Source organism: Streptomyces sp. NPDC048111 (assembly GCF_043202815.1).
Classification (GTDB): domain Bacteria; phylum Actinomycetota; class Actinomycetes; order Streptomycetales; family Streptomycetaceae; genus Streptomyces.
The window spans coordinates 141,112-154,209 of record NZ_JBIDBD010000016.1 but is presented as its reverse complement, the minus strand read 5'-3'; the positions used below and the strand labels follow the sequence as shown (position 1 = coordinate 154,209).

Genomic DNA, 13,098 nt, shown 5'->3' with positions numbered 1-13,098 from the left:
CGCAGTTCCCCGCGCCCCTAACCGCACCGGTGCGGGCCAGCATGCGCATCCTCAGCCCGTCCGGCGATTGAGGACGAGCGCCGTTCAGGCGCGATAGGGGGGTGCAGGGGGCGGAGCCCCCGCCGGGGTTCGAGGGGCGGAGCCCCTCAGCGGGTTTGGGGCGCAGCCCCAGGGGCCGGCCCTATCCAGCCCCCTGCACGGGCGGGCGGGTGGGCAAACTCGCCGGGGTTCGAGGGGCGGAGCCCCTCAGGGGGTCTGGGGCGCAGCCCCAGGGCTCGGCCAAACCAACCCCCGTCACGGGCGGGTGGGTGGGCAAATCCCCCGGGGTCTGGGGCGCAGCCCCAGGGGGCGGGCCGGATGGGTAAACCCGGATCCCCGGGGCACGATGCGAAAGGGCCACGTATCGTGAGCCCCGCGGCCGAACACAGCCCAACCACCCGGAGCAAACCCGGGGTTGGCCCGTCGCGCCGCGCCGAGGGCCGAGCCGTGGTTCGAGGGAACACCGCGCTGGTGGGGGGAGGCGTCGTGGACGACTATGCGGGTCGGGTCCTGGCCGACCGCTACCGCCTGCCGCTGCCCGCCGACGACACGTACGACCTCGTCGAGACCCGCGCGTTCGACTCGTACAGCGGACAGGAAGTCCTGGTCCGCCAGATCCCGTTGCCCGAGGTGGTCGACGCCGAGGTGCTCGACGACGGCAACGACCCCTACGGCTCCCCCGACCCCTACGGCTCCCCCGACGCCTACATGCGGGGCACCCCCACCGCATACGGCGCCGCGCCCGGCTATGGGCGCACCACGCGCCGCCCCACCGACCCCGCGGTGCGCCGAGCCGTCGAGGCGGCCCAGGCGGCGGCGCAGATCCCCGACCACCCCCGGCTCGACCAGGTCTTCGACGTGTTCGCGCAGGACGGCTCGTTGTGGATCGTCAGCGAACTGATAGCGGCACGCCCGCTGTCGGCCCTGCTCGCCGACCGGCCGATGAACCCGTTCCGCGCGGCGGAGGTCGCCTCCGACGTGCTGACCGCCCTCGCGGTGCTGCACGCGCACGGCTGGACGCACCGCAACATCACCGCCCGTACGGTGTTGATATGCGACGACGGCCGGGTCGTGCTGACCGGCCTCGCGGCGGGGGCCGCAGAGGAGGCGCTGTGCGGGTACGCCCCGGTGCCGCTCCCGCCGGAAGGCGAGGGCTTCGGCGAGGCGCCCTCCGCGACACACCCCGAGTCGCACCCGGGTACGCATCCCGAGTCGCACCCGGCAACGCAGCAAGAGACGCCCACCGCCACCCCCCACGCCTTCGACGGTCCCATCACCCCCGACGAGCCCAACGCCCCCGCCCCAACCCCCCCTTCGCCGGACCGGGCCACCCCTCGGCCGGGCTCCGTGCCGCCCGGCGCCGCGGCGCGGGCGGGAGTCGTCGCCGCGTACCGCGCAGGCGCCCGAGCCGCAGCAGAGGCCGCCCTGCCCGCCCAGCGCCAGGACGAGGAGCCCCCGGCCCCGCCGGCCCAGGGCGCATACGACCCTGCCCACCCGGGCGCGACCCCCGCCCAGCACCCCCACCAGAGCCCCCCCGACCCCACCACGCCGGACGACCAGGGCATGTACGACCCCGTGCGTGGGGTGCGGGTGCCGAGTGGGGGCGGCGCCAGTCCGTACGCCGATGAGCAGGGTCCCGACTCGGGGCGTACCCGTCGCCAGTACGACCCGGTGACCGGCCGCTGGGTCCCGCGACCCGCACCCCGGCCGGCCGGCTTTCGCACGGAGCCCGCGGGCGGAGCGGGCGAGGCCCACCGGACCGAGGGGGACGACACCAACTCCCGTACCGAATACGGCACTTCCGACCCCGCATCCCGTACCCAGCACAGTCCCTCGGGCCCCGCGTCCCGTACCCCGCACAGCACCTCGGCCCCCGCACCCCGCACGCCCGCCCTGCCCCCCGGCTTCCGGGCCGATGCCTTTCGGGCGGACTCCCAGCGCCGGCCGCACTCGAGCGGGCCGCAGCTGCCCGCCGTGCCCCGCGAACGGGCGCCGGAGCGGCGGCCCGCCACGACCGGCCCCTCCGGTCATCCCGAGGCCACCTACCGGGGCCCCGCCAACCGGCTCGCCGCCGAGCGGGCCCGGCACACCCGGATCGCCGTGGTGGGCGCGGTCACCGAGCGGTGGGCGCCCGAGCAGGCCGGCCCCATACACGAGAACTGGCGGCTCGCCCCGCCGATCGGTCCGGCCACCGATCTGTGGGCGCTCGGCGCCCTGTTGTTCCGCGCGGTGCAGGGCCACGCCCCCTATCCGGAGGAGAGCGCGGCCGAGCTGGTCCAGATGGTGTGCGGGGAGCCGCCCGCGTTCGCCGAGGAGTGCGGTCCGCTGCGTCCGGTGGTCGAGTCGCTGCTGCGTCAGGACCCCACCGAACGGCCCGAGTTCGAGGAGCTGCGCGGCTGGCTGCGCTCGCTCGTGCGGTCCGCTCCCGAGCCGGACGCGGGCACACGCATCACGCCCCTGATCGTGCCGGACGCCAAGAAGCTCCCGATCCTGCGCCGCCGCGGCGAACTCGTACGGCGCAGACGGCGCACGGCCGCCCCGTCCGCCACCGGCCGCACCGCCACCCCGCCCGCCGCCGGCGGCACCGCCACCCCGCCCGCCGAGCACGGCCGGCACCGGCACCGCCCGGCCGCCGCGCCGCGCACCGGCAGGCCGCGCTCGCTCGGGCGGCTGCTCCTCGTGCTCATCCTGCTGCTGCTCGCCGGGGCGATCGCGTACGCCGTCCTCTTCATGCCCCGCACCGACTCCGCGCGGGACACGGGCGGCGCCGCTCCCGCGCCCACGGGCGGGCAGCCGAGCCCCGGACCGCAGCCGGGCGGTTCGCAGGTGCCGACGCCCGGCGGCACCCCGCCCTCCCAGCAGACGCAGACGACCGGGCCCAGCGGGACGAACCCCGCCCCGGCGGCCGGATACGCCGTGCGCACGGACCCCGAGGGGTTCCAGGTCGGCGTCGACAAGGGCTGGCAGCGGCAGCCCGTGAACGATGCCGGGCAAGTCCGTTATGTCGGCGCCGACTTCACGCTGATCGTGGTCCCGGGCCGGGACTCGGTGAAGGACGACGGCTCGGACCCGCTGGCCTACCAGGCCGACAAGGAGCGCGAACTTCAGCCGTTCCGCGACTCCAGCTGGTCCACCTCCAGCGGTCTGCGGCGCATCGACGTGGGCCGGCAGTCCATGGCCGAAGGGCAGTTCACCTGGCGTGACAGCAGTGGCCGCCAGGTCTACGTCCGCAACCTCGCCATGATTGTCAATGGCCGATATCACGTGGTCCAGGTCATCGGTCCCGAGGCGCAACGTGACAAGGTGACAGAGATCTTCGGGCAGGCCACCGGCACCTACCGGGCGACCCGCTGACGGCCGGTCACGCTGCGCAGTCTCCTAAATGGCCCTGCCCGCACGGGATTCGGTGGAAATGTACGGGGCGGCACAGGGGCGAAGGGCCTGAACGCGGGGGGACCAAGGGTCCGTATGGTCACGGTTGGGTGCCCCGAGGTTCCCTGGCCGGATTCCGCTCCGTAATCTGACCTCGAAGGAAAGTCTGGTCGGGCGGGGGACGTGGAAAACACTCACAGCACGAACGGCTCCGGCGCAGGACTGCTGCTGGCCGGTCGTTATCGGCTCGGCGAGGCCATAGGCCGCGGTGGCATGGGCAAGGTCTGGCGCGCCCACGACGAAGTCCTGCACCGCACGGTCGCCGTCAAGGAACTCACCGCCGCCCTGTACGTCGCCGAGGCCGACCGGGCGGTGCTGCACGCGCGCACCCAGAAGGAGGCCCGCGCCGCCGCCCGCATCACCCACCCCGGCGTGGTCACCGTGCACGACGTGCTGGACCACGACCAACGGCCCTGGATCGTCATGCAGTACGTCGACGGTCCCTCGCTCGCCGACGCCGTCAAGGCCGCCGACGGACACCGCATCGAGGCCCGCGAGGCCGCCCGCATCGGCCTGCACGTCCTCGGCGCGCTGCGTGCCGCGCACGCCGCGGGCGTCCTGCACCGCGATGTGAAGCCCGGCAACGTCCTGCTCGCGTCCGACGGGCAGGTGCTGCTCACCGACTTCGGCATCGCCGCCATCGAGGGCGACGTCACCATCACCAAGACCGGTGAACTCGTCGGCTCCATCGACTATCTGGCGCCCGAGCGGGTCCAGGGCGCCCACCCCGGCCCCGCGTCCGACCTCTGGTCGCTCGGCGCCACCCTGTACGCCGCGGTGCAGGGCACCTCGCCCTTCCGCCGGGACTCGCCGATCTCCACCATGCAGGCCGTGGTCGAGGAGGAGCCCCCGGCGCCCGACCTGGCCGGACCGCTGGCCCCCGTCATCGTGGCGCTGCTGCGCAAGAAGCCGGAGGACCGGCCCTCGGTCGCAGAGGCCGAGCGGATGTTCCTCGACGCGATGGAGGGCCGCGCCTCCAAGTCCGCCCAGGCGTACGTGCCGACGCGGCAGCTCTCCGAGCGGGAGCTGCGCTCGGCGGCGTCCTCGGAGACCGGGCCCACCGAGCGCCACGCGGGCACCGCGCATGCCGCGGCCCCGCACGCCGCGACCCCGCACACGGGCACCCCGCACGCCGCACCGCCCCGGGCCTCGGACCCGACCCCGGTCAGGCCCGCCCCGCTGCCGGGCGCCCGGCCCGTGCCCCAGCGGCGGCGCTGGCGGACCGTGGCGCTGGTGGTCGCCCTCGCGGCCGTCGTCGGCGTCGGCGCTGGGTACGCGGTCATGAAGTACCAGGAACAGAAGGGCGGTTCGGGCCCTTCGAGCGGCCCCGCGGCCTCGTCGCCGCCGGCCACGCCCAGGACGGGTGACGCGGGCGACGACGGCACGGTGCCCGCGGGCTGGCAGCGCGTCCACGACAAGGCCGGTTTCTCGCTGCTCGTACCCAAGGGCTGGAAGCGCCAGATGGACGGCGCCGAGATCGACTACACCCCGGACAACGGCAGGCACCGCATCCGGATCAGCGTCGACAAGGTGCCCGACTTCGAGAACCCGTACATGCACATGCTCAACATGGAGAAGTCGCTCAAGGACCGGCTGCCCCAGTACAAGCGGGTCACCCTGCACAGCAACAACTACCGCGACCAGGTGAAGTCCTCGCTGTGGGAGTTCACCTACGTCGAGAAGCAGGACTTCCCCGGCAAGCGGCACGCCATCGACCAGATGTACTACGGGGACGGCGGCCGGCCCGAGTACGCCCTGTACATGTCGGGCCCCGACGAGGACTGGGCCACCACCCGCCAGCAGTTCGACACGGTCCTCCAGGGCTGGCAGCCCGCCCCCTCCGGCACCGGCTGACCGGGCTCCTCCGGCCTGCGGCGAATCGCCTCCGGAGCCCGGCCGGGGTGCGGCATGATGGGCCCTGCACGTACGGGGGAGATCGAGGGGGACCCGGTGCCCACAGCGGAACAGCATCCCGAAGAACCCCAGTACCGTCCCGAACCCCGCCTCGTGGCGGGGCGTTACCGGCTCGGGGGCCGGCTCGGGCGGGGCGGGATGGGCACGGTGTGGCGGGCGCACGACGAACTGCTCGGCCGCCACGTCGCCGTCAAGGAACTGCACCCCGAGGGCGGGGCGCCCGCGAGCGCCGCGCTGCGCGAGGCGCGTGCGGTGGCCCAGATCAAGCATCCGCACGTGATCGTCGTCCATGACGTGGTCGAGGAGGCCGTCCCCGCGCGGTCCGGCGGCGGCCGGCGCTCGTACATCGTGATGGAGCTCGTCGACGGCTTCTCCCTCGCCGACCGGCTCGCCTCCACCGGCCCGGTCGGCGTGCGGGAGGCCGCGCGCATCGGCGTCGCGCTGCTCGGCGCGCTCGGCACCGCGCACGCCCGGGGCGTCCTGCACCGCGACCTCAAACCCGCCAACGTCCTGATCGAGCGGGACGGCGGCCGTGTCGTCCTCACGGACTTCGGCATCGCACAGGTGCCGGGCACCTCGACGATCAGCGAGGAGGGCGCGTTCGTCGGGTCGCCCGAGTACACCGCGCCGGAACGCATGCGGGGTGCGGGCGCAGGCCCCGCCTCCGACCTGTGGTCGCTCGGCGCGCTGCTCTGTGCCGCCCTGAGCGGCGAATCGCCCTTCCACCGCGACTCGTTGGGCGGTGTGCTGCATGCCGTCGTACTGGACGAGATCCGCCCACCCGAGGCGGCCGGGCCGCTGCTCCCGGTCGTCCACGGCTTACTGGAGCGCGACCCCGCGCATCGCCTGGGCGCCCACGAGGCGGACCTCCTGCTGCGCAGGATCGCGGCGCCCCCGGCACCCCCGCCCTCGCGCCCCGTACCGCCCGGGGACGCCGCACCCGGCAGGGAGGCGCCCCGCCCGCCCGGGGGACCTGCCCCGGACGCCGCGACGGCCCCACCGGCCGGGCCACCCTGGTCGGCGGGCTCGTCCTCGTCCTCGCACTCGCACTCGTCCTCGCCCGAGGACCGCTACCCGGCCGCAAGGTCGCTGAGCGCGGACGACCTGCCGTGGGCGGAAGCACCATGCGGGGAGGGAGCGCCGGGCGGCGGGGTGCCATGGAGTGAACAGCCGCCGAGGCTGGGCGAGTTGGGGCAGGATGGCGACCGGCGATTTCGTGGCCCGGAGCGCCGGGTCGATGAGGCGGTGGCGGACGAACGGTCGCTCGGGGCAAACGGGTTGGCCCGTGGTGGCGAGGCGCCATCGTCCGGCGCGCGAGCGAGCGCCGACGGTCCGGTCTGGGCGACCGAGCCGCCCCGCGCCGACGATTCGCCCGTATCCGGCCTGCCGTTACGCGCCGACGGGCTGTTCTATGCGGAGCTGCCACCGCATGAGGGCCGGATCGGGCCCGAAGTGCCGCCATCACTGGGCGAGTTGGGCCGCTCGGTCGGTCGGCCCCGCGCCGAATCGCCGCCCAACACCGGGGGCTCCGGCGGCCCGGCCCGTGCCGATGGGTCGCCCGGCGCCGAGGGCTCCAGGGGCCCGGCCCGCGCCGATGAGGCGCCCGGTACCGGGGGGTCCGGCGTTCCGGCCCACGCCGACGCGTCGCCCGACACCGGGGGCCCCGGCGTTCCGGCCCGTGCCGATGGGTCGCCCGGCGCCGAGGGCCCGCTGCCCGCGCCCCGGGATGCGGCCTCCGGCGACGCCCTGCCCGACACCCCCGTCGCCTCGCCCCGGCCCGCCGTCGGGAGCCGCCCCCTGGGGGTGCGAGGGGTGCTGGTGGGGGCCGTGCTCGTGGTCGTGCTCGCGGGGGCGGGGGCAGCCGTGGCCGTCCTGGCGCTGGGGCACGGGGGGTCGAGGCACGACGCGGGCCCGCCGCCCAGCCCGGCGCCGCCCGCCGCGACCTGGCAACAGCCGCCCCCGCCGCCGCCACGGCAGCCCCCGCCGCTGCCCAAGGGCTTCCACCCCGTCCTCGATCCGGACGGCTTCCGGATCGTGGTGCCGGTCGGTTACGTCCGCAGCACCGACGCGCAGCGCGTCTTCTACTCCTCTTCGGACGGCGCCGTGCGGATCGGCATCCGCATGCAGAACGCGGTGTCCGCGGGCCCGCTCGGCGTGATGCGGCTCTCCGCCGCCAAGGGGCCGACGTCCAACCCGGGTTACCGCGACGGCAAGGTCACCGCGACCACGCACCACGGACGTGACGCGGCCCTGTGGGAGTTCACCTGGAACGGCTTCAGCAAGGCCGAGGGCCCCCGGCACACCTTCGACGAGTGCTGGGACAATTTCGGCCGGATGTACGACGTATGGGTCTCGGCCCCGCTGGCCCGGACCGACGACGCCAAGCGCATTTTCGACACCGCGCTCGACTCCTTCTTCCCCGGCCCCGACGAGGGCCCGGGACGCCAGTAAGCCGCCGCCGAAGCACCCGTGAGGCAACCGCGCGCCGCCCGCGGGGCGCCGGTGGCACGGCACCTGCGGAGCCCCCGGGGCGCCCGTAACCCGCTGATCAGCGAATATCTGGCCAGTGATCGGTGGCACGGTCGGCGCGCCCGGAAAACCTGTTACCGACGGGTACCGAAAGTGCTCCGGCGGGCATACGCTCCCCCCATGACGGACTCGCAGGCCTCGCCCACGACCACCCTCACGCCCGCCGGCACCAACCCGGTCGCCCCGGCCCCGGCAGGCGCGCGGACCGCCGCCGACGTGGTCACGGCTCAGCTGGTCGCCCAGCTCACCCGGGGTGTGGCGGGCTCCGGGCGGACCGCCAACCACACGCCGTTCACCGGCGAGAAGCTGGCCGACCTGCCCGAGTCCACGCCCGAGGACGTGGCCGACGCCTTCGACCGGGCCCGCGCCGCCCAGCGCGCCTGGGCCGCGACGCCGGTCCGGGCCCGCGCCGCCGTACTGCTGCGCTTCCACGACCTGGTGCTCGCCCGCCAGGCCGAGGTGCTGGACCTGATCCAGCTGGAGACCGGCAAGGCGCGCCTGCACGCGCACGAGGAGGTGCAGGCCGTCGCCGTCGCCGCCCGGCACTACGGGCGCAAGGCCCCCGCCTATCTGAAGCCCAAGCGGCACACGGGAGTCGTGCCCACCCTGACCAAGGTCACCGAACTGCGCCAGCCGCGCGGCGTCATCGGTCAGATCGCCCCCTGGAACTACCCGCTCGAACTGTCGGTGGGCGACGCGCTGCCCGCGTTCGTGGCCGGCAACGCCGTGGTGATGAAGCCCGACACCGAGACCGCGCTCACCGCCCTGTGGGCGCGCGATCTGCTCATCGAGGCGGGCCTGCCGGCCGAGGTCTTCCAGGTCGTCCTGGGGGAGGGCCCGGTCGTCGGCCCCGAGGTGGTCAAGCACGCCGACTACGTCTCCTTCACCGGCTCGACCCGTACCGGCCGCGAGGTCGCCCAGGGAGCGGCGGCCCGACTGGTGGGCGTATCCCTGGAGTTGGGCGGCAAGAACGCGATGCTGGTGCTGCGGGACGCGGATGTGGAGAAGGCGGCGGCCGGCGCGGTGCGGGCCTGTTTCTCCTCGGCCGGCCAGCTCTGCATCTCGATCGAGCGCCTGTACGTCCATGCGTCGATCGCCGACGCCTTCCTCGACCGCTTCGCCGCACGGACGAAGGCGATGCGGCTCGGCCGCTCCCTCGCGTACGGGGCGGACATGGGCTCCCTGGTCGGTGAGCGCCAGCTGGAGACCGTCGCCCGGCACGTCGACGAGGCCGTCGCCAAGGGCGCCCGCCTCGTCGCGGGCGGCGTCGCGCGCCCCGACATCGGCCCGCTGTTCTACGAGCCGACCATCCTGGACGGTGTCGAGGCGCCGATGGCGGTGTGCACCGAGGAGACCTTCGGCCCCGTCGTCTCCGTCTACCGCTTCACCGACGAGGACGAGGTCGTCGAGCGCGCCAACGCCACCCCCTACGGCCTCAACTCCTCAGTCTGGACGAGGGATTCGCGCCGCGGGCACGAGGTGGCGGCGCGGCTCCGGACCGGCACGGTCAACATCAACGAGGGGTACGCCCCCGCCTACGGCAGCGTGCAGTCGCCGATGGGCGGCATGAAGGACTCGGGTCTCGGCCGCCGGCACGGCTCCGAGGGCATCCTCAAGTACACCGAGGCCCAGACCGTCGCCCAGCAGCGCGTCCTGCCGCTCGCCCCCTCCTTCGGCATGGACGACGAGAAGTACGCGGCCTTCATGAGCCGCAGCCTGAAGGCGATGAAGGCCCTGCGCCTGCGCTGACCCCGCCCACCCAGCCCGCACCCTGCCCGAGGAGAGCCATGTCCCAGGTACCCCCAGCCCCGAATCCGGACGAGGACGGCGGATACGACTACGACGTCCTCGTGGTCGGCTCGGGCTTCGGCGGCTCGGTGACGGCGCTGCGGCTCACCGAGAAGGGCTACCGGGTCGGTGTCCTGGAGGCGGGCCGCCGCTTCACCCCGGCCACGCTGCCCAGGAACTCCTGGGACGTCAAGAACTATCTGTGGGCACCCAGGCTCGGCCTGTACGGCATCCAGCGCATCCATCTGCTCGGCAATGTGATGGTGCTCGGCGGCGCCGGGGTCGGCGGCGGTTCCCTCAACTACGCCAACACCCTGTACGTGCCGCCGAAGCAGTTCTTCGACGACCCGCAGTGGAAGGACATCACCGACTGGCAGGACGAGCTCGCGCCGTACTACGACCAGGCGCGGCGCATGCTCGGGGTGCGGCTCAACCCGACGATGACCCCGTCGGACGTCCACCTCAAGGCGGCGGCCCAGCGCATGGGCGTCGGCGACACCTTCCACATGGCGCCCGTGGGCGTCTTCTTCGGCGACGGCAAGGACGCCGACGGCACGTCGAAGGCCCGCCCGGGCGCGGCGGTCGACGATCCGTACTTCGGCGGCGCGGGCCCCTCGCGCCGTGCCTGCACCGAGTGCGGGGAGTGCATGACGGGGTGCCGGCACGGCGCGAAGAACACCCTCAACGAGAACTACCTCTACCTCGCCGAGAAGGCGGGCGCGGTGGTCCACCCCATGACGACCGTCGTCTCGGTGACCGGCGACTCGCGCGGCGGGCACGCCGTCGCCACCCTGCCCACCGACCGCAAGGACGACCCCGGCCGCCTCTTCACCGCCCGCCGCGTGGTGATCGCGGCTGGCACGTACGGCACCCAGACCCTGCTGCACCGGATGAAGGCGGGCGGTCAACTCCCGTACATCTCCAAGAGGTTGGGTGAGCTGACCCGGACCAACTCCGAGGCGCTGGTCGGTGCGCAGACCACGGTCCGCCGCTATCGCAGCCGGCACGGCGCGTCCCGGGTCGACTTCACCCGGGGCGTGGCCATCACCTCCTCGATCCATCCGGACGAGAACACCCACATCGAGCCGGTCCGCTACGGCAAGGGCTCGAACGCGATGGGCAGCATGTCGATCCTCCAGGTGCCCTACGGCCTCAACCGGGTGCGCAACTGGCTCGGCAACGCGGCCAGGCACCCGCTGCTCCTCGCCCGCTCGCTCAGCAACCACCACTGGTCCGAGCGAACGATCATCGGCCTGGTCATGCAGTCGCTCGACAATTCGCTCACCACTCATCTCAAGCCGGACGGCGTCGGCAAGGGCCTGCTCACCGCCGAACAGGGGCACGGCGCCCCGAACCCCAAGCAGATCAAGGCGGCCACCGAGGGTGCGAACGCCATCGCGGCGGAGATCAACGGCTTCGCCGGCTCCAACGTCGGCGAGCTGATGGGCACCCCGCTCACCGCGCACTTCCTGGGCGGCTGCCCGATCGGGGACTCCGCCGAGACCGGTGTGATCGACCCGTACCACCGGCTCTGGGGACACCCGGGGATCTCGGTCGTGGACGGTGCGGCGGTCTCCGCCAACCTCGGTGTGAACCCGTCCCTGACGATCACCGCACAGGCCGAGCGCGCGATGTCGCTGTGGCCCAACAAGGGTGAGGCGGACCCGCGCCCCGCGCAGGGGGCGCCCTATGCGCGCCTCGCCCCCGTCGAGCCGAAGTCCCCGGCGGTCCCGGCGGAGGCGTTCGGGGCGCTGCGGCTCCCGTTCCTGGGCATGCCGAAGGTCCCGGAGAAGCGCGCGGAATGAGCGGGAGGACAGCGGCGCTGTAGTCGCCGCGGTGGCGGGGGCGACCGAGGCGGCCGGATCTTCGATCGCTCCCGCAACGATCGCGCAAGCAACGATCGCGTAAGCAAGGGCCAGGTGCCCGGACACGGCAAGAGGCGCTGCACCCCCCTCCGAGTGCAGCGCCTCTCACGTGTGCGGAGACCTGATGGCGCCCCGCCGGCGTGAACAGAACGCGGGCGAGGCTGTTGGTTCCACATGCATGACCTGTGGCTCCTGTGAAGGGTTGTGCCGCCTTCACGAAATCCTTATGTGATCCACGCCACTTCACCTCCGCGGCAACCATCGCTCTGCTCCGCGGGTCGAACCGCTGCCACGGCGAATGCCGCGCAGGACATGTCACAAGGGGGCCCCGAGGTGAGCGAAAAGCCGCCGATCTCCAACGAGCCGTCGGGCGAGCAATCGCTGCCGGACGAGATCTGGGAGCGGTTCGTCCGCGACACGGAGCAGGACATCGCGGCCTCCGCGCCCAAGGAGCCCTCGGCGCGCGACCGCATGGCGGCCTCCCGGCCGCGCGGCGGACGGGACGACTCGCGGGGCGCCGACCGCGGACGCCGCTCCGGCGAGCCCGAGGGTTGGCGCACCGGCCCCGCCTGGCAGGAGATGAACGGGCGGGCCGGGCGCAGGCGCCGCATGTGGGGCGTGCTCGGCATCTTCGTCGCCACCGGCGTCCTGCTCGTCGCCCTGAACCCGTCCCGCGCGCTCTCCCTGGTGACCGGCGACGACGCCTCCGACGGCACGGCCACCGCCCAGCTCCCTCCCGAGACCGCGGCCCCGACGGCCGCCCCGTCCTTCTACGACCCGGACCGGCCCACCCTCAAGGAGCCGTTCCGCGGCTCGCCCGCGGCGCAGTACGCGGACGGCGCCGCCGGGATCGAGGCACCGGAGGCCACCGCGCTCGGCGGCCTCTCCAAGGAGCGCGTCGCCGCCGGCCTCGCCGCCACCCGGACCCTGCTCATCGAGTCGAACCTGGCCCCGGCCACCCTGCGCGGCGAGCGCCCGGACACCGCGCTCGGCCTCATCGACCCGCTGGAGAAGGACGTCCTGGACGCCCTCACCACCGGCCTCACCAAGCCGGACCGGGACCACGACCCGCTGACCCTGTTCTCGCGGTTCGACACCCGGAAGGTCAAGCCGGTGGGCAGCGTGGTCAAGACGCGCGGCCGCATGACGTTCGACAAGGCGTCCGACGGCGGGGTCGTGGTCCACGCCGACTACACCTTCGTCTACCCCCTGGTGAAGGCGGCCCCCGGCTCGACGGAGGTGGCCCGCACCATCGTGCGCCGCGTCCTGGACGTCGAACTGGCCGACCCCGCCCACAAGCAGGCCACCGCCGGAAAGCTGTGGATCGTCAGGTACGACGTGGACACCGCCAACTCGGCGTGCGGCGTCCACGACGGCTATCTGCACCCCGAGTTCGCCGACGAGACCCCCACCGGCCCCTCCCCGAGCGGCAGCGCCATCGACCCGTACGACCGCAGCCGCGCCCTGAGCCCGGACCGCCCCGAGGGCTGCGGCCTGATCAGCCGGAGCTGAGCGACCACCACGAGAAGGA

The 13,098-nt window shown here is 74.0% G+C and carries 6 protein-coding genes; all 6 read left to right on the top strand.

Going from position 1 to position 13,098, the window contains the following annotated elements; all coding sequences use genetic code 11:
* Positions 1-525 precede the first annotated feature (525 nt).
* Positions 526-3,393, top strand: a complete 2,868-nt coding sequence (locus ACGF3I_RS24020; protein WP_393135225.1) for a protein kinase — start codon at positions 526-528, stop codon at positions 3,391-3,393.
* 201 nt (positions 3,394-3,594) lie between these two features.
* The gene (locus ACGF3I_RS24015; protein ID WP_393135223.1) at positions 3,595-5,325 is read left to right on the top strand and encodes a protein kinase; all 1,731 of its coding nucleotides are present in this window, start codon (positions 3,595-3,597) and stop codon (positions 5,323-5,325) included.
* 96 nt (positions 5,326-5,421) lie between these two features.
* Entirely contained in the window at positions 5,422-7,836 is a 2,415-nt protein-coding gene (locus ACGF3I_RS24010) for a protein kinase (RefSeq protein WP_393135221.1), read from the top strand.
* A gap of 198 nt (positions 7,837-8,034) precedes the next feature.
* Positions 8,035-9,663, top strand: coding sequence for a succinic semialdehyde dehydrogenase (locus ACGF3I_RS24005; RefSeq protein WP_393135219.1), 1,629 nt, complete (start codon positions 8,035-8,037; stop codon positions 9,661-9,663).
* Positions 9,664-9,701: 38 nt separating this feature from the next.
* On the top strand, positions 9,702-11,507 hold the full coding sequence (locus ACGF3I_RS24000) for a GMC oxidoreductase (protein ID WP_393135217.1): 1,806 nt from the start codon (positions 9,702-9,704) through the stop codon (positions 11,505-11,507).
* A 393-nt stretch (positions 11,508-11,900) separates the two neighbouring features.
* The gene (locus tag ACGF3I_RS23995; RefSeq protein WP_393135215.1) at positions 11,901-13,079 is read left to right on the top strand and encodes a hypothetical protein; all 1,179 of its coding nucleotides are present in this window, start codon (positions 11,901-11,903) and stop codon (positions 13,077-13,079) included.
* Positions 13,080-13,098 lie beyond the last annotated feature (19 nt).